The organism is Mesorhizobium sp. B263B2A (genome assembly GCF_020165775.1).
GTDB classification, from domain to species: domain Bacteria; phylum Pseudomonadota; class Alphaproteobacteria; order Rhizobiales; family Rhizobiaceae; genus Mesorhizobium; species Mesorhizobium opportunistum.
Genome location: NZ_JAIUIU010000011.1, coordinates 56,219 through 78,822, shown reverse-complemented (window position 1 = coordinate 78,822; position 22,604 = coordinate 56,219). Strand labels below are relative to the sequence as shown.

Sequence of the window (22,604 nt, the reverse complement as noted above, 5' to 3'; positions counted from 1 at the left end):
GGAAACAAATGGGGCAGTCAATTCAGGAACAAATACTGATCGAGCAGCGGGTGGCGAATGAAGCCAAGTCGATCGGCGTCGCCTACGCGCTGTGGTTCTTTCTGGGCCTTGTGGGAGCCCATCGGCTTTATCTGGGCAAGAAAGGCACCGGGCTTGCGATGCTTGGTTTGACGATTGTCGGTGTGGCCACCTCGCCCATCGGCATAGGCAGCGCTTTCCTTGTCGCAGCCGCGATCTGGACTCTTGTCGATGCCTTCCTGATCCCCGGCATGATTCAAGCCCACAAGGACGGCGTGAGGCGCAATTTCGGGATGGACGCCATGTTGTCGGAGGCGGCCGCGATGCCAGTCGACACCAGCAAGTGGTCGCAAGCCGACAAACAGCGGTTCATCGCGCAGCGGATCAAGAAGTAGTCTCGCCCTTCCCTGCCATCAGGTACGCCCGGTCGAGCGCTTCCATCATCTCGATTTCCCACGGGTCGAACCGGCGACCGGTGACTCGCAGGAAAGCGTCGATCTCCGACCACAGAAGCGGGGCATCCGCAGACCGGCGGTTGGATATTCTGAGGAAGGTCGACCAGAGATAGGTCAGGCAGGCGGGAAGTGGTGGCACGTCGAGCTCGGCCGCGAGTTCGGCCTTGCGCTTCGGCTCCCTGGCGCGGGCGAGAAGGCCTTGCAAGGTCTCCCGCAACGTAACGCCATCCTCGACAGTGCAGAGCACGAACTCGCGCTCCGCGAAGGCAATCAGGCTTTCGCGGAGGCCTTCGTAAAAGACCGCTCATCACCGATCCATTCGACGATCTGGGCAAAGGCCCATCCCATGGAGGGGCGGGAGAGCAGTTCGATCGCCACGGCGTCAGAGAACGGATAGGTCTCGGCGCCGATCTTGACCGCCGGCGACCAGCCGACAATGCGGCTCACGGCCCACTCGACGTTCTCGCGGCGCACGTCGTCGACCTCACGGTCTTCTGCAACGAACTTACGCCCATTCACTTGGGCGGCTTCGATGCGCTGCTGCCTGCGAAGGTTCCGCTTGGAGATTTCATTCGTCCAGGCAACGGCCTTGGGATGCGCCGGGCCGGCGAGCGTGATCATCCAGCCGGTGCCTTCGGTGCCGCCGGGCTTGAGGATTTCCTTGATGGTCTCGTCCTGTGGGATGATCCCGCCGAGATCGATGGCTTCGTCTTTCATGTCTGTTTTCCTTTGTCGGAAGGGAGCGGGCGACAGGTCCGACAACCCATCGCCCTCTTGCGCGCAAGCTCTGTCCCGTGGTCGGCGGGATTGGTCTATTTCTTGGAGGGTTTGGCTTTGGGCTCGGGAGCCGGCGGCGCGAATTTCTTCGTCTCGCTGACCGGAATGCCAGCAAGCAGATGCTTGGGAAAATCGACGCGCAGACCGATAGCTTCCGCTTCGCCGATGACGGTTTCGAGATTGGCCGCCGCGTCGAGCACGGCCTTGTGACAAGGATGCATGGTCGCTCCTTTCAGGTTGCGTTGCTGACTTGGATTTGAACCTGCGTGGCGTTGTAGCCGGCCCCAGTCACGTCCACACCGACGAGCGCTGCAGGCACCGATATCGACTGCGTGCGCGGGCCGCCAGCCTTGGCCAGTGCCGACTTATCGACGGAGCCAAGCGTGAAGTTCGGCACCGCGATCGAGACGAAGCTTTTCGGCTCACTCTCGTTTTCCGTGGCCAGGATGTGCAGCGAATACGGCGTCTCGGCGAGGAAGTCCGACATGAATGTCAGATCCTTGCGCAGCGCCGTCAGGTTCATCGTCACCATCTCGGAGCCGGAGAAGACGTCCGGTGCGTAGGGCGACGCACTTATGACGTCCGGCGCCACCGGCTGATTGTCGACGGTGATGTCGAACGACGTCAGGTCGACTAGGTCAACGCCGTTCATGCGGACGGTTGCCTCTACCACGGCAAGCGGCACACCGGTCGGCGTGGTCGGCGAGGTGAAGTGCGGCGAGGCGCCGGAAGCCTTGACTTCGGTCTGGCCGGTGCCGACCCACGAGGTGTCGAACAGCAGCAAGCCGTTAGGCTGCATCGAAAGCTTGAACGACCCCCAGACGCAGTCAGTGAAGACCTCGGAGCGATCGGTGTCGTACTCATATTCCTCGACCGTGTAGTAGCGCTTCACCAGCGCGCCAGCGCCAGGGTTGACCAGCACGCGGCCGGTTCTGGTCATAGTGAAAGCGGTATCCGCGACAGCATTGACGGTCAGCGTTTCAGCAACCGTGAGGGTCAGCGCCGTGACGCCCATGATGCGCAAGTTGCGCGAATTGTTTCCGGCCGACGAGTGCCCGGTCAGAACCCAGACGTCATTGACCTTGACCCCAGCGGTGATCCAAGAACCGGCAGCGGCCACGATGGTATTCGCGCCGGTCGTGATGCTGGTCAACCCGGCCGTGGCCTCGGTGATCGCCAGATCGGCTGCGCTCCAAGTGCCGCGCAGGACGGCCTGCATGATGTCATCGAAGCCGCCGACCGAATATTCGCTTGTATAGGCACCCGTCGCCTTGCGCAGCCCGTGGCGTCCGCGCGTCGACATTCCGTCGCGTCGGACTTCCTGGCTTTCGATTGCGGCTTTCGTGGTGCGGCCACCGACGCCGCCCGTCTGTCTGATAATAGTAGCACCAGTAGAACTGGCTTGCGAACCAAGTGCAGACTGGGATTTTGCGGCTGCATAGCCGTTCCATTGCTCGACATATGACACTTTTGCTTCTCCTGTATTTAGGATTTATTGCGAACTTGTGGAACTAAGCGTTACGCTTGGCAGCCTTCATCTTTTCTCTGAAGGCTGGGTCTGCCCACTGCTGTTTGGCTTTTTCGCGCTGTTTCTGTCGGTAGTCATCATTGTCAGTAGCGGCTGCAATCGCAGCAGCCCGCCGTGCAATGAACTCAGGGTCCTTCATCTTCTCTAGGATGGCAGCGGTTAGTTTTGCTCGGGTTTCCTTTGACGGCATCCGGGCGTCGCGGGACAATTCTAAGCGAGCGCGGCTTTCGGGATCGGCCCACACACGGCGGAACTTTTCCGACACCTTATCCCGGTTGGCCGCCATCCATTTTGCTTGAGCGGCGTTACAGGCATCGTTCAGCGGTCGTCCCTTTTTCGCCGCTGACAATTTCGCCTTATGCTCTTCTGTGAGTGGCTTGCCTTTCAGCGCCGCCGATCTGCGATCTAAGGTCTCCTGCCGCCAAACGTGGCCCTTCATGCCGGCCGACATCTTCGCCAAACGCTCCGGCGACAATTTGCGACCACGGGCCTTTTCTCCGACCATCTTCGCAGCGGCTAAGCGCGCTGGTGTATACCAATCTGATCCAGACTGGCCTTGCCCGCCGTTCGTTCGATTTGAGAGGCTGCCAGCCCCTTTGTCAGCGCGGCCATAGAGTGCGATCAGGCGCCGTTCTTCGGCGGCTGCGCCTTTCCAGTCATTGAACCAGCCAGAGATGCTGTAGCCGACCACCTCGCCGGATGCGGCGATGGCGCGCATGACCTTATACTTGGCCGATTGCTTGGCGGATTCCGCGTTCCGCTCGTGATGCATGATCCGGCGCTTCGTCCCGACGCCGACATAGAACGGCGATCCATCCGGCCGATGCAGGATGTAGACGTAACGCTTGCCAGGATTCGCTTTGATTTCCGCCATGCAGGCGGCTAGAGAAGCGGGAGCCATTTCGACCTCTTGTCAGGTTGGCGTGGTCAGGGCCGAGGCGGTGTTACCAGCACCAATTCGGCCCGCTTATTCTACCCTTTCTTCATCCCCTGTGCCAGTAGATGAAGTCACATGTCATCGTGACTCTAAACCAAATCCCGTCATCATCGCCGGAACCACCGCCGTCGACTTGCGGTGAGAGCGTGCGGACATAAGAGCCTTGGCCGTCGTCATAGAATTTCGCGGCCCGGAAGATTTCTCCGATGGTGCAGGCGTATTGGTCGGCCTGCTCGATGCCCTCTCCGACGGGCACGAAAACATGCACATGGATCTCGCCTGGATACCGCCAGCCTCGATTGCCGGGCTCGCCGAAGGTCCAGATCGAGCTGCCCTCGCCGATGATCTCCAGATTGACCCACGGCTCCAGCGATCCGTTGTCGCGTTTCGGCGGCCATGGTTGCGCAGGCTCTTCGTTCTGGTAGGTGATGCGCGTCGTCGTCCAGCCGGTCTCGATCCGCGAGCGGATGGCGGCCTTTGCGCCTGCGTAATCGGCCATGTCAGTCGATCTCTTTGATGAGCATCACCGGGTAGCGCAGGTCCGACCTATTCCCGCGCCTGCCCGTAAGGACCGAACCACCCGTCGAAGTCAGCCCGCGATAGGTGAAACCGATCTTCGCCACATTGCCGAATCTGGCCCGGACGATTTTGACTGCGCGTTCGTAGACGTGAGGCGGGACTCTCATCTTCATCGCGCCGACCTCGATCTTTCTTGCATAAGGTTCCGGGTTCGAAATGGTGATCTCGCCGCCCTTGTAGTTCTTCAGGTTTGGCACCGCGACGCCGCTGACGAACAGCGTATGGGCGTTGCGATACCGGCCCGAGAGCACCGGCGAGAGATCGTAAAGCGTCTCCATCGCGAACTGCGCGACTTCCTCGAGGCGAGGATAGAAATAGACGATGACGCCGTTTGGCTTGACGGCTTCTTCCGGGGCGCCGAGCCGGCCGTCGACAACCCGTTTGAACGATGTCGGGCGTGGCGCCGTGGCCATGATCTTGCCGTGCTCGCGCTTGGCGATCTTGACGACCAGTTTCTGCGTCTCGGCGAGGGTCTTCTGTGCAGCGACCGTAAACTGCACAGAACTGGATTGGAGCCGAGCCATTTACCCGCCCCGCACCTGAAGTTCATATGCGATCAGCGTCGTGCCTATCCGGCGTGTCGAATCGTCGGCCGCCTCGATGTTGCACTCCACGCCGCGAATGACGGCCTTGTCGCCGGTCACCACGGGAAGCGCGAACTGCGCGTCGATCAGATCCTCGACGAGCACGATCAGCTTGCGATCGCCCTGAACCAGAGTTCCAACCAATTCGTGAGGCTGATAGCCAACAACCCTCGCGAGAACGGGTGCATCAAAGCGCGGTCTATTCGCGCCAGAGCCCGTATATCTACGGATCAGTATAGGCTCTCCAACCTCTGAGAGTATGCGCCGATAACTCGTTTTGATTTCGGTCGGCGTCATGTCGTTTTTGCTCTGTTGCGGTTCCGCGCCTCCATCTGAGCAGCGCGGTATTCTGGATTTGCCCACAGTTCTCGCATGGCCCTCGATCGTTCGGCCCTGTGATCTGGATTACTCCAAAGCTTTTTGGCGGCTTTGGACATGCTGGCGAACGAGGCACGCTGACCGGCCATCATTTTTGTCCGACCGGTAGGGTCGGCCCACCTCAGCCGCGTCGCTTCAGTAATTGCCTCTCGGTACGCGATGTCATTCCATGCTTCAGTCGTTGAGAGTGTCACTTTGTGTCTATGGTCTTCATTCGACCAAAGAGCATTACTCGCCGCTGAAAGCTTTTCCTTAACGCTAGGCTGCGACAGCCCTTCGCGCATAGCTGCAATACGCGCGTCCTTATGATGAGGGTCACTCCATTTCTCGGCTACTGCTGCGATAATGCGCTCTCGCGTCGCCTCATTCTCCCACATGCTACGGCTATTGGCTGACGCCTTCCGCCGTGCATCGTCACTCCTACGGGCTTCGCAATAGCGAGCATGTGCCTGCGTCCCAATCTCCATGCCGGCCTCGCCGCCGGGCGTAGCGTTTGCTAGCGGCCCTGTCCCGCAATCTAGCCGGCCTAGTTGCGCAATGAGTTCGACCTCCCGAGCAAGTGCCTCCAGATCGCTGTCCACCCATCGGTCGATGCGATATCCAATAGTTTTCCCTGAACGCAGGAGGCTTCGAATAATATTGGCTTTCCTCGAGCGATCGCTCTTGTCGGTAATGTCGCGCTCGTGACTGGCGATCCTGCGGCCGCGTCCCTTTCCAACATAAAACGGTGTCCCATCCGGCCGATGCAGGATGTAGACGTAACGCTTGCCAGGATTCGCTTTGATTTCCGCCATGCAGGCGGCTAGAGAAGCGGGAGCCATTTCGACCTCTTGTCAGGTTGGCGTGGTCAGGGCTGGTCTGGCGTTGCAATCGCCAAATCAGCCCGCAAGAACACTACCTTACTGCGGCGCGAATTGAAACGGATGTGTTCCCGGAATAAACTCCAGTTGTCGTCAGTTTGCACCTGAGACGATCCCCAAGCACGCCGTCGAAGACGCCCTCGCTGCCGAGGGCCGACACAGCCGACACTGCTTTCGAGAGCAGGCCTGAAAGGTTGACGACCTTCGACGCGTTCGCCGTGGTGAAGTCGAACCGGGCAACATCGATCCAGTTGGCGCCTTGGTCGATCGATGTCTGAACAATGGCTGAAACTGTGGTGCCGCCAGATCCGTATATGAGGCTGGCATAGATCGTGACGGCCGCCATCCAGTCGAGGCCGTCGATAAGCGACTGCGCAACACCGGAGGCGGACACGCCATCGGTGATGACCTGGTTGGTCAGCGCCGTGGTGATTGTGGCATCGCCGAGATTGAAGATTCCGCTCATTGTGTCCTCACTGGCCGCCGCTTGCCGAGAAAGCCTGAACTGCCGACATGGCCTGGTCCCGCAGATGCAGGACGCGCGCTTGCATTGGCCATTCGCCGACCGAGAAAGCTCGATGCGTTCTGTTCAAAGGTTGGCTGGTCCGGTGCAGCCCGATCCGGGAAAACATGCCTCCGGACCAGGAAAGCTCCGGCCCATGACACTGCGGGACCATTGATCAAGGCGGGTGACCGGACGACGCGCTCGCCGGCGCCAGTGACCGAACCCCAACGCCCGCCCCATCGATTGCCCCACCTGGCGCCCCATGCGCTCATGCCGGGCGCCACTCATCCGTTGTTTCGATGCCGTTGCCGGTGATCAGGTCGTCGGCCACATATTTGATATTTGCGTCCACCTGCCCGGATACCGTAAAGCCGAGGCTGTCGGTCTTGGCCTTGATGCTGCCTGTATCGCTCAGGATCGTGTTTGTCGCCGCGATGATCAGCGATTGGTCGGCCGGGTCGGACGGCAGGTTGGCGGTCTTGGCCGAGATCGCCGCGATGCCTGCATTGTCCGGCGCGGTGTAAGAGCCAGATGCGAGCCTTGTGCTGATCGCCGCGTCGAGATTGTCCAGCAACCCGGCCCTGGTGTTGGTAAGCCGAGACAGCAGTGTCGTGGTGCCTGATGTATCGGCACCGGCATAGGTCGAGCGACTGGAAACATCGGCGTCAAGGTGAGCCATGCGAACGCTGGTCACGCTTGCGTCGGCCAAAGCTTGGTCGGCCTGCGTCTTTACCTGCGCGGCGGAAAGATTGTTGAGCGCGGCGATGGCTGCCAGGGTCGCATCGTCGGCGCCGGCAAGCGCTGTGGTCAGTTCGGCATTGGTCGGAAGCGCATCAAGTTGAGTGTCGAGATTCGCCGAGGCAAGGCCGACCGCGCTTCGCACCCCGGCCGCGTCGAGCGGCGCGGTATAGCCAGAAGCGGCAAGCCGGCTCGAGACATCGGCGTCCAGATGCGCAATCCGCGTGTCTCCAAGCGCCGTCAGTCCGGCACCGGCCGCGCCGATCCGCGCAAAGGCGTCCCCTGTCATGGCGGGTGCCGTGGCACTCTTCCAATCGAGTACGTTGACATCGACTTGGTTGGACACGGTGAACGTGACCTTGTCGGTCTGCACCTTGATCGCCGCGGTATCGACTTTGACGGCGGCAACGTCCGCGCTGACAGAAGCACCAGCGGGAGCGCCTATGCGGGCAAAAGCATCTCCGGTCATCGCCGGAGCGGTCGCGCCCTTCCAGTCCACCACATTGCTATCGACAACCCCGCCGACAGTGAAGGTGAGGCTATCCGTCTTGGTCTTGATGGCGCCGACATCGCTGGCGGTGAGCCCGGTGACAGATGCGGCAATCACGCTTGCGCCAATGTCGCGCGCGGTCTGCGCGGTGCCGGCAATCGCAGCGACATCGACGCGACCGTTGCTGTCGATCAGCGCTGTCTTGCCGCTGGTGGTATCGCGGCGGTAAAGTTCGATCGTGCGGGTCACCGGCGCCATGGTGGCGCAAGTGATGTGGACGCAATATTCCTCGTTGTCGGAACCCGATGCGATCGTCGTGTCTTCATCGATCAGCAGCGCGTAAACGCCTGGCATGTTGGCTGCCGACAGTTCGACAACCGTCGGCGTGGTGTAGACCGTGGCGGTTCCACCATTACGCGAACGATAGACGGTGAATGCCGACAGACCGGTCTTGCGGGTGACGCGATCCGTGGAATCGAGCGCCACGAAATCGATGGACTGGTCGACCTTTCCGCTGGGGATCCTCATCAGGCTGCTATCCCCATATCGATCGGATGCAATCCGACATTGGCAACCGCCGCGCTGGCCCGTTCATTCACATAGATGCCCGGAGCCACGACATAGGATTTCGATACAGTGATGCCAGAGATCGACGGCTTCGGGTCGATATAGTAAGTAGTCGATGCCTTGGCGGCCTTGATCGTGATGTTGATCGGCCCCTTCTGCCCCGGCGTAAAACTCGGCACAACGATCTTGAAGCCGTTGCCCGCCCCGCCGCCGGCCCATGTCGAACCGTCCGCACTGTTGTTCGTCGCAGCGGAGGCCGCAAGACTGTTGGCTTTCGTGGTCGTGATGATGGAGCCCAATGGTGAGCCGGAAGCGCCGAGATATTCGACCTCGACCCAGATTTCATCGTCCTTCGGCACGCCGCCGCCGGTGGTAGTCCCATAGATCGTCAGCGACGTGATAGCCGATGTGCTGTCGTTCCAGATCGTGATCGGCTGGCTTTCAAACGGGAATATCCATTTGCTATTGGCCGTCGTGACGATCTTCTCTGAGATCAGCGTCGTGCCATCCGTGGCACCTCCCGTGCGAACGATGGTCGTATCGACAGTCTGCGTGCCCTCATAGGTATATCGGGCATTGAGATAATTGGTCGCGCCGCTGTCGCACTGGATGAAATCGTAGATTGCCCCCCGAGTGTTTGGCGTCGCCGCCAGCGTCACCGAAGCACCAAGCTTGCACCGGGTGACCTTGAAGCGATCCATGCGGTTGGCATTTGCGCCAACAATGGTCTTCCCCGATGTAAAGGCGGAGAGGTCTACCCCATCAAGCAGGACTTCTCCGCCCGTGCCATTCGTCACATCGAACAGCGTCGTTGGGACGCTCCCGGTCGCGGCTATCGAGCCGCCGATGATCTCAACCCGTGCGCCGTTCGCATTCCTCATGGTCTGTCCGACCGCGCCGAACGTGAAGGTGCAAGAAACCAGCCTGACCTTTTCCGCCGATGAAGACCCGAAAACCATGTTCGCGGTAGAGCCAGTCGCAGGGATGGAAAAAGAACACGCTTCGAACAAATGCGCGTTGGCAGAGCCGCTTCCGATCGTCAGGACCGTGTTTTGAGCGGTGGTCCCACAATTGAACGCGGTGGCGTAGAAATCGGCATTGCCTCCGATCGAAAGATTGGAATTTCCCGTTGTCGTGATCGAAGCGCCGGACGACAGATTTGCCGAAACTGGCGGCAGCGTTGTCTTCGTCACGCTGTAGAAAAAACTGGGGTTTGCCTGAGAGCCGGGTGAGGTGACCGTGCGGTTCGCAGCAGATGTCGATAGGCTCTCCGTTGCGATGAAGAAGGCATTGCCGGCCTGTCCCCAAGTGGCCGTGCAAGCGTTCTCTTCCCGCGCATGCGGCGCCTGCCAGCCGGTGAAATTGCCCACCACGCCAAGTGAGGTCCACGTCACTGTGTTGTCGGCTGTGGTCGTGCCCGCTGTGTTCGAAAAAGCCGGTTCCGCGCCATTGCCCGCCGTGCCGGCCGTGGTGCAGATCTGGTAGCTCGCGCCGTTGTCGCGCTTGATCACCTGACCAAGCGTGACCGCTGTATTCTTCACACCTCCGGGAGGCGTTGCCGTGATCGTCCAGCTTGGCGTGTTGGTCGCATCGCCATTGAGAGCCGCGATGCCGGTGCATTCCTGCCAGGTGACGGTGTTGTCCGTCGTCTTGCCGCCGCGCGTGATGACCCATGTCGGTTCGGTGGTCGCGTGTGTTGTGCCGGCGACAATGCAGACGAAGACGCGCTCTGACCCGACTGCCGGTGCGGCGAGTTGGCGCCGAAGCGCACCGGCAGCAATGACCGTTCCTGTTGCCCACTGTATTACGGCATAATAGCCCGTCGACGAGCCGTTGCCGTAGTTCACGTACCAGGCCTGATCAACGAGCGCCATTTACGCACGCCTCATCGTCGCGCCAGCCGGCTTGGTCCAATTGCCGGAACCGGAGGTGAAAGTCTGGACATCAACGGGCATGGTTCAGGCCAAGGCCACGTTGCGAAATCTTTTAAGCTGGCCGGCGACGAGATCGGGAACGGCACCTTCGTTCGATTGGCCTGGGACAGACCCGACCCAATAGGCGGTTTCCTTTTCGAGGAGGCCTGGAACATTTTCACGTTGGCTCTTCACCAGTGGATCGCGGCTCTGCTCCATCCACGAGGAGCGGAAGAAATCGGCCGCCGCCATCTTCAAGTCTTCGGGAACGGTCTCGAACCCGGCTCCATAGACGACAACCACCTTCCGCGCGCTCCACCATGTCGGGTAGTCGCTGCAAAGCTTGGTCACCATTCCCGATTCCGGGTCGGCCATGAAATCTGCATCAACGAGCGTGACGGCATCCTCAACGATGCTGGTGACAGTGACGTCATGTCGGCGCGAAAGGATAAGCGTCTCCCCGCATGCCTGGTAAAAGGTCTCGGTCAGGGTTTCGCGGAGCAGCGTAGGAGGCGACCCGGCCCCGACCGCGATGTTGCACTCCGACATGATCGATGCCGCGACACGGCGCTCCATGGCGCGCAGAGCGGTGTCCGAGCCTGAGCCGGTGACACCTGCAGCGGCGCGCATCTCCTCGATCGACAAAAGCGTGAGATCGCTTGCCGGCGTCGTGATGGTCAGGAGTGATTTCACTGGATCACCGTCAGTCGCTCGGGCTGGTGGAGGCGTTGGTTAGGGGAACACGAACATGACGATGTAGTCAGTGCCATTTGAGATCACGACACACGATGACGACCCCGAGCCAGCAACTACGCTACCAGCGACAGGGAGATTGGCGTCAAATACTACCGCCATCCCTCGGGCGTATGAGCCGGCTGGGAACGACGAATTCAACGAAGCTACAGTGCCGGCATTAGGCACAATTGGAGGGGCGGGAGGCTCTAAGTGCCATTCGACACCGCCATTTGAATTCATCGCATATGGAAGCTGACCAAAGGTGCCCCCGGCTGGTAATGGTTCTCTTTTATTTCGGAAATCTGTTGCGTTATCCCATGACCCATATTGGCAACCCCACCGATATTCGGGGATCACGTCACCATTAAATGCGAAGACGACGTTATTGCCCTCCTGATTGAAGACAACCCGGAAATGATCTCCGATGCTGTTGCCGAGATTGTCGATGCAAGAGATCGTGCCGCCACCATTCTGCTTGACTTGGACCACATCGGCAGGGTTGGTTTGGCTCACGAAAACGACATTGATCGTCCTACCCGGCTCAGCATCACCGACGAAATTCAGCACTTCGATGTCTGCGGTGCCGCCGGATGTCACCTCTACAACAAGCGCAAACCAGCCTTTGTAGTTGGATAGCGTGAGATCGACCGGCGATGCACCAGTGGTGACGGCTACCGTTTGGATCGCGCCGGAAAGACGGCGGACTTGATCACCCTCATCCGAGGCGATCGCATATGTTGAAAGCTTTGGCATCAGGCCGCCTCATCCAAAAGAGTTTCGCCGTCTTCATCGAGGAGTGTGAGGCCGTCTTCGTCGAGCAGTTCGTCTCCGCCCCCACCACCCCCGCCCGCACCGATATTCGCCGCGCTGGCGATGGCACCTGGACCGCGCATCAGGCGGCGACCTGGTAGCCGGAACAATGCCAATGGTTCACACCGACGCGCACCATGTAGAGCACTGCAAACTGCTTGGCTGTGACCAGCGTTTCGGCGGTATCGATGGTGACGCCAGCGGCGCCAATGACAGTGACCTGGCCGGCACCGCCCTGCTCAATCTCGAAAGCGCCGCCGTCGTCAAAGGCTGCCCCATCCGTATCGGCCGGGATGATGACCGAACTTGCACTGCCACTCATCATGCGGAGGCGCGCCCCGGCATCGGTCGACCGCGCTTTCCGCGACGTGCCTTCATGCTCGATAATCCGCACTCTGTTCGAAAGGTCGCGCAATTGCACCAAGATCGGAGACCCGTCCTTGAACACCTGGACCAGTTCGGAGCCATCAAGCACAGACATCGCTACCTCCAGTGCTCCGAGACCCAGAGGTCATTGATTTCATCCATCTTTGGCACCCCGTGGAAATAGACGATCCGGGTGTCGCCAAGCCCATGATCGCGGATGTGGCCTTTGTAGCTCTGCGCCTGGCCGGGGAAGACATCGTCGATGAATACGTGCGGCTGTTTGCCCATGTGTTCCATGTCGTCGCCGCCCTGGTAGGTCGACCAGACGCTTTCGAACCCTGCCGAGACCAGTTGGACACCGGTGCAGGCGCGGTGCTTCGCATAGGGGTCGCGCGGCAGCGCCAGCATGCCAGAAGTCATCGCGAACGCGGCCATCTCGTCACAGTTGCCCGTGACCACCGTATCAAGCCCGACCAGAATCATCGGTTCGCCTTGCCGGTAAGGCTCGATAAGCGCGCCATAGTCTGGCCTTGGATTGGAGAGCATTTCCTGCTCTATCCCGGCAGAGAATTCTCGCTCCCGCTCGGTGAAACAGACAAATCTGAACGGCAACGAAATGTTTCGGCGGAAGCCGCGATGCAGCCGCTCGACCCACTCTTCCGAATAACACCGGCTGAACTCGAACGACGTCTCGTTGGCGTCCCAGAACACAGTCGCGACCGTTAGCATATCAGCCGCATCCGTTTCCGTTGGCTTGACGGCACATGCGACAGGTAGCCGTTGCGTCGAAGGACCATGCCGGCAGGAACATTCCGATCGACGATCGCGCCGGCGGCGACGAACGCGGCGGCGCCGACCGTGTAGCCTGGCAGCACTCTGGCACCCGCGCAGATCGATGCACCGTCCTCGATCCTGACCGTGATGCCGGCGGCGACCGCCTCGTGATCGATCCCGTTGTGCGTGGCATCCGGCCACATGTCGTTGCAGAAGATCGCGCCGGGCCCAACAAACACATAATCGCCGATCACGACGCCGGGATTGATCGAGCAATGGTCTTGGATGCGGCAATTCCGGCCGATCACGGCGCCATCGATCTTGCTGTAGGGGCCGATATTGGTCCCGTCGCCTATCCTGGCGCCGCGGATTACGCTTGCGAACTGCCAGATCGAGACATCCTCACCGATCTCTGCACCTTCGACCACAGCCAGCGGATGGATCATGCCGGCATCCATTCTAAGGGGCGGTAGAGCGGCAGGTCGTTGCCGTCGGCAGCGCCCCAAAAACGTTCAGGCTTGCCCGTCCAGACGACCACCTTTTCGCGGAAGGGATAGTCGGTTTCGCGCGACCTGATCGGCGAGCCGTCATAAGGCGCGCTCCCCATCGGACGCCATGTCAGGCAATCCTCAAGCGAGCGAAACGGAAAGCAGTCGATCGCGCTGCCCGGCGTCGCGTTGACTACGTCGATGGTCAGAACCTTCGCCAGCCCACGCCAGCCGGGAAGGAATTGCCCTTCGAACACCGGCATGTCGTGCAGGCCGTTATAATCCTCATGCCCATGGGTGCGGCCATCGACCGCCCGGCATTCGAACCCGGAGAGGATCGCCCGAGCCCCGCCCATATCCTGCACCAGGCAGGTCATGATGTGCCCACTCGAGGCCTGCGCATGCTCAGCAAAACCGCCGATCCGAGAGGCCAGTGCGTTCACGTCGATATAGCGGACCCGATCACCGAGCCGCCCTTTCGAGTGCCGGTTGGCACAGATCACCGGACCGGGCCAATCCTCGATCAGGTCGATATGCTGTTCGCACCAGGAATTGTCGGTGAAGTATAGGATGTCCTTGTCGGTCGCGATCGGACGGACCTTGCGGCACCCGCTGTTGATCGCCGCGAAGCGATGACCCTTGAGCAGCGCAAGATCGATTGCCGCGTGCGAGGGACCGCCGCCGATCAGGACGACGGTCTGCCCCTCAAGCGACCGATCCGGCTGCCAGCAGGTCAAGGCTATTCGGCTGCGCGGCGCTGCAGTTCGGCGTTGATGACAGCGGCGATGTCGTCCTTGCTGCGGACGGTCTCGTCGGTCAGGGACGCCGCAAGAGCCCGCTGATCGACATAGGGCAGTTTGCTCCAATCGTCGGGGATCTCGACCGCCGCACGTTCCGCGAGCTTGTCGGCCTCGGCTTGCAGCCGGGCGGCTTCAGCGGCTGCCTCTGCCGCAGCCTCATCAGCTTCGGATGTCTCAGCCTCGGCAACCGACACCTTCGGTGAAATGTCTTCGGCCCAGCCGCGATCGATATACTTCTGGGCATAGGCCTCTTCGACCCGGCCGTTGAACTCGACCTCGTCGCCGATTTTGTATTCCGGCCGGCCACCAAGTGGCCTGGCGGTGAACTTGATCTTCATGGGTGCTGATCTCCGGTGGGGAATAGGCCCCGGCTACGTGAGCCGGGGCCAGTCTCAAGCGACTACGATCAGTCGACGATCGCGGAGATCAGCGTCTCTTTGCGGTCGCGCGGATCGTAGAGCATGTATAGGCCGCAGCCGAGCTGCGCGTTGGTGCCTACGTCGGCGACCGAGACGCGGATGCAATCGTAGCCGTTGGCGATATCGAGCATTTCCGGCTTGATATCGATGATCACGATTGCCGCCTGTTCGGCGAGATCCGAGTTCGTGTAGGTGTTGGTCGAGAACGTGTCGTTTGTCGCGGCCGAGGCCGAGGTCGACTTCGTATAGGTGCCGACCGCCAGAAGGTTTGAGGCGGCCTGCTTCTTGTCGACGCGGGTGAGCGTCAGCGCCTTGTTGGTGCCGAACGCGATGTCGGTACCCTGCAAGACAGTGATGGTCGGGTCGTCGCCGGCTGTGCCGACTGCCTTGTAGAAGATGATCAGGCAGCCGCCATAGCCTTTCAGGCTGATGACGTCCCATGTGTTGGCGGCAGTGTTCATCGCCACAGGCAGCGAGCCCTGGCAGAAGTTGAACTGTTCCGCAGCGTGCTGATTGTACATTTTCGTGCCTTTTCAAAATTGGGCGCCATGCCGGCGCTGTTGAGGGGATGCTGGCCGGAGCGGGCCGGCCAGCAAAGGCGCTATCAGCGAGCCTGGAGGGTGACCGCCCAGGACAGTTCGTTGCCGGAGCCATTCTGCCGGGTGATCGTGCTCGACCATGCCGGTTGGCCGTTGACGCGGAAAATGAACCGGAACGCGGTCAGGGCCTGGTCGAAGTACAGATGGATCGAGGTATCGGTCTGCATGCCGCCAGCCTTCGTCAGCGCCCAATACTGGTTGAGGTCGACGAAGATGATGTCGCCGAGATCACCGAGCGCTCCGCACGCCTCGACAGGAACGACTGGACGACCCTTGAGCGTGCCATAGGGCGAGTTCGCGAGCGTGCCCGGCTGCATATAGGCGGGAACCGCCGACGTGCCGGGGATCAGCGAAGACGCACCGTTCGCCTGGAACGCCATACCGTTGAACTGCGGCTCCAGATCCTGGTTGATCAGCCAGATCGCATTGCGGCGCCACGGCGCGTACATGCGGGAATACATGGCTTCGATGTTGACCATCCAGAGCGTGTCGGCCGGCTGCGAAGTGGCCTTGCTGACCTGCACGACCGAATTGCCGACGGCGGTGCCGCCAGGGATGATGCCGAGTGGCTGGCCGACGCCAGTACCGTTGATGATCGCCGTGTTGATCTTCGCGGCCATCTTCGACGGAGCCTTGGCGCGCAGCCAGGATTCCAGACCGGAGGCATCTTCCAGCAACTCATCGCTGACCGGCACGATGCCGAACAGCTTGGAGAGGCGCAGCGAGCCCATTTCGAATGTCGGCTTGCTGTTGGCTGGAACCTGAGCCTCGCCTTCCCAATAGACCTGCACGCCGCCGGTGGTCTGCCACGGCGTGGTTTCGTCCTTGGGGATCATCATTGAGTTGCGATCGGTGACGAGCGGAGCGCAGCGGTTCAGCAGGTTCTCTTCCGCCATCACCTTCTGCCAGATTTCCCGGCTGAATTCCGGGGGGACGAGGAAGCCGCCGTCGGCGCCGGTGCCCTCGTTGCCGTAGGTCGTGGTCGAGTTGGCGATATTGCGCATCCGGGTGACGTCATCATTCTCGACGCCGCGGTAGGAAGCACGAACCGTCTGGGCGAAGGTGCCAAACGACTGGAAGCCGTGGCGCGGATTGTCGGCGCGCGGCTGGGCCGGTACGTGGCGCTGGCCACCCGGCTTGGCGCCATTCTGCGGTTCTGCCGTGGAGCGGCGACCATTGCCCTGGATGGGCGACGCCGGCTGAATGCGGGCGCTGATCTGGCCGTCAAGCTTCAGGATAGCGGCCTTGTTCTCGGCGATCGTCGCCAGGTCTTCGTCAGGAACGTCGATATCGGCCTCGTCAGCCGCATCGAGCAGTGCCTGATTGGCCTCCATAAGTTCGGTGCGGCGATTTTCGAGGCGTACCAACGCTTCGTTGGCATCCATGAACATCGGGCCGAAATATGCAGTGCCGTTGAGCAAGCCATCGCGGGCCCGCACAATGTGCTTGGTCATCGTATTCTCCTGAGTTGTGGGAGGCGCGGCTGAATTGCCGCCGGGATATGCTTGCCCAAGGCGCTGAAGAGGGCCTGCGCCGGCTTCCGCCGGGTTCTATTTGCGGAGACCAGCCATCATGGCTTCTGCCGCATTGCGGTTCGGACGGAGCGAGACCGGCAAATTCTTGAACATTTCGGGACGCTTCACCGCTGACGCCGCGACCTTGAGATTGGCCACCATGCGGTCGGCGAACTTGGCAGCGACGGCTTCCTTGCCGTTCAGCCAAGTCTCGTCCTTCATCATTTTCTTGATCGTTGTCGCATCGTTGCCGGTGCGCGCCACATAGACGTCGACCACGGAGCCGTTGGCGGCATCGAGCAGGTTGGCATAGGAGCGCATGTCCTCGGCGCGGCCCATGCAGCCGCCGGTGCAATCGTGGATCATCACGAAGGCGCCCTCGGCGATCTCAATCTCGTCACCGGCCATGGCAATGAAGGATGCGGCCGAAGCGGCCAGACCGTCGATATGCACGATGATCTTCGCAGCATGGTCATTGAGCAAGGTGTACATGGCCTTGCCGTCGAAGACGTCGCCGCCTTCGGAATTGATGCGGACGTCGATCGTCGTGACGTTGCCGAGCTTCTTCAGGTCATCGGCGAACACCTTGGCCGAGATGCCATCGCCCCAGAAATCCATGCCGATCGGGCCATAGAGGAATACCTCACCGCGGCCGGCGCCGCGATTGATCATGCGGTAGCCTTCCGGCGTTTTCGCGCCAGCGCGGTTCTTGATGGTCATGAATGGTCCCTCAGTCGAGAGTGAGCAGCCGGCGCTCGACGCCGTTTTCATCGATCAGCGAAACGACGCGCAACCGGCCCAAATCGGAAGCCGAAAGGTTGGCCGGCGAAGATTCGGTGAGTTCGTAGGACGTGCCGGCTGGGCCTTGATCGCCTTGCGCTCCAGCCTCGCCGCGGGCGCCGCGCTCACCCTTCACGCCCGCCGGGCCTTGCTGACCCATCGGGCCAGCCTCGCCGACATCACCCTGCGGACCTTGAACGCCCATCGGGCCGGCTTCGCCCTGCGGGCCGATAATAATGCCGACGATCTCGTTCGAGCCGTCGGTGTAGCCAAGGACGAGACGGTTTTCGTCATCGATCTTGCTGGAGATGATCGAACGACCGGCGAGACCGTCACGGCCATCGCGCCCGGCGTCTCCGCGCTCGCCCTGCGCGCCGCGCGGACCTTCCGGCCCCATCTGCCCTTCTGGGCCAGCTTCGCCCTGGCGGCCTTCTATGCCCTGTGGACCGGCTTCGCCTTGAAGGCCGGTCTCACCACGATCACCGATCGGACCAATAGGACCGCGCTCGCCGACAACACCAGGAGAGCCATCAAGACCGGCAACGCCTTGCGGGCCAGCGGGACCGATGCTGCCCTGTGGACCTTCAGGGCCGACTTCGCCCTGCAGGCCGGCGGCGCCGGCAAATCCCTGCGGACCGGCTGGGCCAATATCACCCTGTAGACCGATAGGACCAATGATGCCCTGCGGACCGATGTCACCACGCTCACCTTGAATGCCGCGGTCTCCTTGCGGGCCGATCGCGCCGGCAACGCCAGGAAGACCGTCACGGCCATCGCGCGGCAGTCGCTGCTCGAGCGCAACGAGGCGCGCGGCCAGACCCTTCATGCCATTCCAGACGTCCGCGAAAGGATTGGTCTGCGGCTTTTCCGGCGGCGGCGGCGGCGTGATCGCGCGGTTCTGGATCGGTGTTTTAGCCATGAACAGGCTCCGAAGATGCCAGAATGCGGTTGAAGTCGTCCATGGCGTTGGTCGCTGCCTGATCGGGTGCCGGCGTGTCGGCGGCGGCCGGAGCCGGAGCGGCGGGCGTTACCGGACCTTTCGCAATGAACTCGAGCGGCACCATCTGCTGCTGCATGACGTGGATATCGCCATCCGGGCCGAGCGTGTTTTCGTCTTCGAGTTGCAGGATCTTGTTCGGCGAGTAGGCACCGACGAACTCCATGCCCTTGTAGAATTCCATGCGGGATTTCATGTCGCCGCGCAGCAGAGCGTTCATGTTCATCTTCGTGAAGAGGTTGCGGCGGTTCTGGCCGAAAAGCTTGTAATTGCCCTCGTCCTCGAACCGCTTCGCCCACGGCGTGATGCAGTCGACGACGACCTCGATCGCCTGGTGCTCAATGTTGGAGAAGGTCGCCCGCGCCAGATGCATGACCTTGTGCGGAGGCACGCCGAACCAGCGGCAGATTTCCTCGACGAGGTACATATGCACCTCGATCAACTGCGTCTCGGCAGCATTGAGGCTGATTGTCTCGATGTCGGCATCGTTGTCGAGAAATGCCGCTTTGTTGGAGCGGTATGGCCCCTTGAAGAGATTATCGAACTCGGCGCGCTGCGCCTTCAGGCCGTCGACGCTGAGTGCCTTCTTGTTCTTGACCACCACCGTCGGCGTCGCGCCGTTGCCAAAATAGGCTGCACCGAAAATCTGAGCCGCCTTCGCCCAGCCTAGCGATTGCGCCGCATAGTCGATGACGTTGACGCCGACGACGCCTTCACCGAAGCCGCGGATATGGAACATGTCTGCCGCATCAATTTCGATTCCGGCACCGCCGCCAGGGCCATTGCTGACCTCGTAATAAAGAACGGCGGTATTAGGATCGCGGCAGACCTTCACCCGCTCCGGATGGATCGGCCAGAGCGCAAACGGGCGCCCAAGCGTATCGCGCTCGATCTCGGCGTAGCCATTGCCCCAGCGCAGCGCCCAATGCGTCAACGTCTCGCGAAACTGGAACGATGACCACTCCGGATTCGGCCTGGAATAGAGCAGCCAGTCGATCGGGTTCTTGTCCTGGATCTCCGATCCGCCCTTGACCTTCGCCATGGCGTGCCAGGGAAGGCCGGCGACGGTCTGCGAGATGAAGCGCAGGCAGGCCCAGACCGTCGAAATCGTGACGGCGGTATCCGGCGTAATCGTGACCCCAGCCAGCGTGCGCGGGGCCGATGGAACCCGGCGCGAAGCCGGATAGCGCGGCTCTGTCGAAACGCGCTGCGCGAGGATGGCAATCCCCTGCGCCAAGCTGTTTCGGAAGCCTTCAAGCATCAGTAGTCCTCATCTGCCATGGCGAACCGCTTCTCGTAGCGTTCGCGCATCTCTTGCCACCGCGGATGCCGGGTATCGGCAAGGATGGCCGGGTCAATGTCGTCTGATTGCGGGTCTTCAGCAGGCATTTGCGCCATGCGTTCGAACACCGAAATGCTGGTCTGCGGGCTCAAGCCCATCAGCACCTTGGCGTGAAGCGTGGCCATCAGCGGATCGATCTTGGCCGACCCGGAGACCTGCTTGTCGATCGAGATGGCATTGCCGCGCGGAACGATCTTCGCGTTGCCGACGGCGAAGTTCATGAGCGCCTGGCCGGGATGGATGATGTTCCCGCCGGCCAAGTCTCGTTCGGTATCCTTGATGGCGCCGTTCAATTTCCAGCCTTGCGAGATGCCGACGATGCGTTCCTTGTCGATACCATCGTCTCCGGTCAGCGCCTTGGTGATCGCGGCGACGCCGAAACTGTCGACGCCGACCGTGTTTTCCTCGGCCAGTTTTCCAGACGCCTCGACCTCGAACACCATGTCGGCCAGATGATCGACATCCTCACCCGGCAGTTTCACAAAGGTCAGTTCGCCGGCGCGCTCCAGATCGTCGAGCTTCGGCGCGATTTCCTTGCGCCGCTCCTTCACGATCTCGTGCGCCCAGGCATGGTTCCACAGCAGAAGCTTGCCGGTTTCCTTCTCACGCCCTAGCACCGCCAGGCCGAGCAAGTCGTCCAGCCCGCCGCCGTCTATCCCGATGACGATCACTTCCGAGCGCCGGATGACCTCCTGCATCGTCAACGTCTTGTCGACGTTCGAGGCCCCAGTCTTCGGATTGCCGAGCCAGAAGTCTGCCCCTGCCCATCTGTCGCTGTGCAGCGCCAGGCCGATTTCGATGTTGAGGTGCTGTGAAGCCCATCGGCGTTCCTCGCCGTCACCCTTTTCCTTCGCCTCGGCAAAGCCCGAGATCATCGTGTCGAGATGCTGCGAGCGCCCCAGGTTCGGCGTCACCAGCGGCCAGTTGACCGGCTCGGCCCACGGCTTGGACTGGTCGACCTGCAACTCCTCCGGGAACTCGTAGATGATCGGTAGCATCCGCGAATTCTGGATGCGGCCATCCCTGACGCCGCGGGCATACATCAACTCGGCCCGAAACACTCCCGCCGGCGGCTCATCGCTTTGCGTCGAGATGATCAGCAGGAAGGCGTTCTTCTTCGATTGCAGAGCGCCGCGGATCTGGCCGATGACCCGAGAAGCGAAATGCATCTGCCCCATGATGTGGAGTTCGTCGATCAACACCCCGATCGGCTTCGCGCCTGTCATCACCTTCATGTCGAAGGTTTTCACCTTGACGAAGGCCTTGTTCGTCCGGTCGCGGATCGTCTTGCGGTTCTCGATGACGTGGAACCGCTTCTGAAGGTACCCCTCTGGATCCGCATCTATCATGCCGGCGGCCTGTTGGAAGGCCAGGTCGGCAATCTCTTGCGTAGGCGCCACGAACAGGAATTCGCCGCGCGGCACCTCATTGACGAGGAGCGCGGTGAGCATCAGCCCGGCGCCGTTGGTCGTCTTCGAGTTCTTCTTCGCCACCAGCGAGAAGACTTCCGGGACGTGCCGAACGCCGGCATCATCGAGCGAGCCGAACACAACGCGGACAATGTCGCGGAACCAGTCACCGGCCGCCTCGGCAAATGCCGGCTGGTCAGCGATGTCGGGCACCCGCAGCTTGTCGAATATCCTGACCGCCTTGTCGGCCTTGGCGTTGAACAGTGGCAGATCGGGGACAAGCCGGCCTGTCGATTTCAGCCGCGCGAACCAGTCAGGCTGCGCGAAATTCCATCCTGTCATTGCAGGACGTCACCCCAGCCAGGCGAAGCGCGCGATACCTGCGCTTCCTCGTCGAGGATTTCCTTCTTGCCGAGCTTAGCCGCCTTCGGCTGGGAATGCGGCCTTGGCGGCAGCGCGCCGGCCATTTCGAGGAACTTGTTCTGCGCCGCGACATTGCCGGCCTTCGCAGAATTGTACCTGGCCATGATGATTTCGGCCGTCACCTTGGCCGCGCCGACCTCCAGATCGGCTGAAAAGTATTTCCGAAGCGTCGGCACCGATATGCCAAGCGCCTCCGAGATCGCCTCGTTCGTCATGCTGCTGGAAGCCTTGAGAACGCGGACTTTCTCGCGCTCCTCATCAGTCGGCTCATATTCTGGCCGGCCGCGTGATTTTGTTGCAGCCATCGTGAAATTTGCCTTCGCAGAAAAAAAGGGTGTCAATTGCCCCGGAGCGGATGGACCCCCAGTCGGCTGGTAGCGATTTACCCCTCCCCCCGCCATCATCCGAACAGGCGCGTCTGCCCGAGCGGCTTGGATGACTTGGCGAGGTTGCACGACCTGCAAGCGCACTGTGTATTGCGATACGAGTGCTCACCACCAACAGCGAGCGGAAGGATGTGATCCAACTCGGGCGATGTCGGCTGGTTCTTGCCGCGCAGCTTGCGTGGTGTCTTTACCCCGCATAGTTGGCATCTCCACTTGTCCCGATCAAACACAGCTATGGGGTTCACCGTCTCAACCGTCACACCTCTCAAGCGAAGCTTCCTGGCCTTCCGTAAAGCGGCTAGCTGGCCGGACATCCTCATTTGTTCGCGGGTGCGACGCCTAGCTTTGACCTTGGACTTGCGTTTGCACCCGTCACAGCGGGTCACCCACGCCTCAACGGTCATCGGGACTGCACAATCCTTGCATGTCCTGG

At 61.1% G+C, this 22,604-nt stretch carries 29 protein-coding genes; 2 read left to right on the top strand and 27 right to left on the bottom strand.

What is annotated here, in order from left to right; genetic code table 11:
• Positions 1–8 precede the first annotated feature (8 nt).
• Positions 9–413: a TM2 domain-containing protein gene (locus LB568_RS18490; RefSeq protein WP_224730913.1), complete on the top strand. Its 405-nt coding sequence runs from the start codon at positions 9–11 to the stop codon at positions 411–413.
• On the opposite strand, the gene LB568_RS18485 is transcribed toward LB568_RS18490, so the two are convergent.
• From LB568_RS18485 to LB568_RS18420, 14 genes are all read right to left on the bottom strand, one after another.
• A complete protein-coding gene (locus LB568_RS18485; RefSeq protein WP_224730912.1) occupies positions 403–720 on the bottom strand; it encodes a hypothetical protein in 318 nt (105 codons plus the stop codon). The two genes, LB568_RS18490 and LB568_RS18485, sit on opposite strands and share 11 nt — an antisense overlap.
• 23 nt (positions 721–743) lie before the next feature.
• Entirely contained in the window at positions 744–1,190 is a 447-nt protein-coding gene (locus tag LB568_RS18480) for a hypothetical protein (RefSeq protein ID WP_224730911.1), read from the bottom strand.
• 95 nt (positions 1,191–1,285) lie between these two features.
• Complete coding sequence (locus LB568_RS18475) at positions 1,286–1,471, bottom strand: hypothetical protein (protein WP_224730910.1); 186 nt, start codon at positions 1,469–1,471, stop codon at positions 1,286–1,288.
• An 11-nt stretch (positions 1,472–1,482) separates the two neighbouring features.
• The gene (locus LB568_RS18470) at positions 1,483–2,718 is read right to left on the bottom strand and encodes a phage tail tube protein (protein ID WP_224730909.1); all 1,236 of its coding nucleotides are present in this window, start codon (positions 2,716–2,718) and stop codon (positions 1,483–1,485) included.
• A 43-nt stretch (positions 2,719–2,761) separates the two neighbouring features.
• On the bottom strand, positions 2,762–3,679 hold the full coding sequence (locus LB568_RS18465) for an NUMOD3 domain-containing DNA-binding protein (RefSeq protein ID WP_224730908.1): 918 nt from the start codon (positions 3,677–3,679) through the stop codon (positions 2,762–2,764).
• 82 nt (positions 3,680–3,761) lie between these two features.
• Entirely contained in the window at positions 3,762–4,214 is a 453-nt protein-coding gene (locus LB568_RS18460; protein WP_224730907.1) for a hypothetical protein, read from the bottom strand.
• 1 nt (position 4,215) lies between these two features.
• On the bottom strand, positions 4,216–4,818 hold the full coding sequence (locus LB568_RS18455; protein WP_224730906.1) for a hypothetical protein: 603 nt from the start codon (positions 4,816–4,818) through the stop codon (positions 4,216–4,218).
• The gene (locus LB568_RS18450) at positions 4,819–5,175 is read right to left on the bottom strand and encodes a hypothetical protein (protein WP_224730905.1); all 357 of its coding nucleotides are present in this window, start codon (positions 5,173–5,175) and stop codon (positions 4,819–4,821) included.
• Positions 5,172–6,077, bottom strand: a complete 906-nt coding sequence (locus tag LB568_RS18445; protein ID WP_224730904.1) for a GIY-YIG nuclease family protein — start codon at positions 6,075–6,077, stop codon at positions 5,172–5,174. The genes LB568_RS18450 and LB568_RS18445 overlap by 4 nt, the downstream gene beginning before the upstream one ends.
• Positions 6,078–6,150: 73 nt before the next feature.
• On the bottom strand, positions 6,151–6,582 hold the full coding sequence (locus tag LB568_RS18440; protein ID WP_224730902.1) for a hypothetical protein: 432 nt from the start codon (positions 6,580–6,582) through the stop codon (positions 6,151–6,153).
• A 307-nt stretch (positions 6,583–6,889) separates the two neighbouring features.
• Positions 6,890–8,377 carry a hypothetical protein gene (locus tag LB568_RS18435; RefSeq protein ID WP_224730901.1) on the bottom strand — a complete coding sequence of 496 codons (1,488 nt, stop codon included), beginning with the start codon at positions 8,375–8,377 and terminating at the stop codon, positions 6,890–6,892.
• Positions 8,377–10,290, bottom strand: a complete 1,914-nt coding sequence (locus tag LB568_RS18430; RefSeq protein WP_224730900.1) for a hypothetical protein — start codon at positions 10,288–10,290, stop codon at positions 8,377–8,379. Before LB568_RS18430 ends, LB568_RS18435 begins: the two co-directional genes overlap by 1 nt.
• Positions 10,291–10,374: 84 nt before the next feature.
• Entirely contained in the window at positions 10,375–10,974 is a 600-nt protein-coding gene (locus LB568_RS18425) for a hypothetical protein (protein ID WP_224730899.1), read from the bottom strand.
• An 87-nt stretch (positions 10,975–11,061) separates the two neighbouring features.
• Entirely contained in the window at positions 11,062–11,817 is a 756-nt protein-coding gene (locus LB568_RS18420; RefSeq protein WP_224730898.1) for a hypothetical protein, read from the bottom strand.
• Between LB568_RS18420 and LB568_RS18415 the strand changes: the two genes are divergently transcribed.
• Positions 11,799–11,975, top strand: coding sequence for a hypothetical protein (locus LB568_RS18415; RefSeq protein ID WP_224730897.1), 177 nt, complete (start codon positions 11,799–11,801; stop codon positions 11,973–11,975). The two genes, LB568_RS18420 and LB568_RS18415, sit on opposite strands and share 19 nt — an antisense overlap.
• Here the strand turns inward: LB568_RS18415 and LB568_RS18410 are convergent.
• From LB568_RS18410 to LB568_RS33795, 13 genes are all read right to left on the bottom strand, one after another.
• On the bottom strand, positions 11,957–12,355 hold the full coding sequence (locus LB568_RS18410) for a hypothetical protein (RefSeq protein ID WP_224730896.1): 399 nt from the start codon (positions 12,353–12,355) through the stop codon (positions 11,957–11,959). The two genes, LB568_RS18415 and LB568_RS18410, sit on opposite strands and share 19 nt — an antisense overlap.
• Before the next feature lie 2 nt (positions 12,356–12,357).
• Positions 12,358–12,951, bottom strand: a complete 594-nt coding sequence (locus LB568_RS18405) for a hypothetical protein (protein WP_224730895.1) — start codon at positions 12,949–12,951, stop codon at positions 12,358–12,360.
• Between the two features lie 11 nt (positions 12,952–12,962).
• Positions 12,963–13,460 carry an N-acetyltransferase gene (locus LB568_RS18400; RefSeq protein ID WP_224730894.1) on the bottom strand — a complete coding sequence of 166 codons (498 nt, stop codon included), beginning with the start codon at positions 13,458–13,460 and terminating at the stop codon, positions 12,963–12,965.
• Positions 13,457–14,239, bottom strand: a complete 783-nt coding sequence (locus LB568_RS18395) for a hypothetical protein (protein ID WP_224730893.1) — start codon at positions 14,237–14,239, stop codon at positions 13,457–13,459. Before LB568_RS18395 ends, LB568_RS18400 begins: the two co-directional genes overlap by 4 nt.
• 2 nt (positions 14,240–14,241) lie before the next feature.
• Positions 14,242–14,640 (bottom strand): hypothetical protein, encoded by a 399-nt coding sequence (locus LB568_RS18390; RefSeq protein WP_224730892.1) that lies wholly within the window; start codon positions 14,638–14,640, stop codon positions 14,242–14,244.
• Between the two features lie 68 nt (positions 14,641–14,708).
• Complete coding sequence (locus LB568_RS18385) at positions 14,709–15,242, bottom strand: hypothetical protein (RefSeq protein WP_224730891.1); 534 nt, start codon at positions 15,240–15,242, stop codon at positions 14,709–14,711.
• A gap of 83 nt (positions 15,243–15,325) precedes the next feature.
• Entirely contained in the window at positions 15,326–16,774 is a 1,449-nt protein-coding gene (locus tag LB568_RS18380; RefSeq protein WP_224730890.1) for a phage major capsid protein, read from the bottom strand.
• Positions 16,775–16,870: 96 nt separating this feature from the next.
• Entirely contained in the window at positions 16,871–17,554 is a 684-nt protein-coding gene (locus tag LB568_RS18375) for a head maturation protease, ClpP-related (protein WP_224730889.1), read from the bottom strand.
• 10 nt (positions 17,555–17,564) lie between these two features.
• Positions 17,565–18,533, bottom strand: a complete 969-nt coding sequence (locus LB568_RS18370) for a collagen-like protein (RefSeq protein ID WP_224730888.1) — start codon at positions 18,531–18,533, stop codon at positions 17,565–17,567.
• Positions 18,526–19,872: a phage portal protein gene (locus LB568_RS18365; protein ID WP_224730887.1), complete on the bottom strand. Its 1,347-nt coding sequence runs from the start codon at positions 19,870–19,872 to the stop codon at positions 18,526–18,528. The genes LB568_RS18370 and LB568_RS18365 overlap by 8 nt, the downstream gene beginning before the upstream one ends.
• Positions 19,872–21,704 (bottom strand): terminase large subunit domain-containing protein, encoded by a 1,833-nt coding sequence (locus LB568_RS18360; RefSeq protein ID WP_224730886.1) that lies wholly within the window; start codon positions 21,702–21,704, stop codon positions 19,872–19,874. Before LB568_RS18360 ends, LB568_RS18365 begins: the two co-directional genes overlap by 1 nt.
• Positions 21,701–22,090, bottom strand: coding sequence for a hypothetical protein (locus tag LB568_RS18355; protein ID WP_224730885.1), 390 nt, complete (start codon positions 22,088–22,090; stop codon positions 21,701–21,703). The genes LB568_RS18360 and LB568_RS18355 overlap by 4 nt, the downstream gene beginning before the upstream one ends.
• Positions 22,091–22,185: 95 nt before the next feature.
• Positions 22,186–22,485: an HNH endonuclease gene (locus LB568_RS33795; protein ID WP_224730976.1), complete on the bottom strand. Its 300-nt coding sequence runs from the start codon at positions 22,483–22,485 to the stop codon at positions 22,186–22,188.
• Positions 22,486–22,604: the final 119 nt, after the last annotated feature.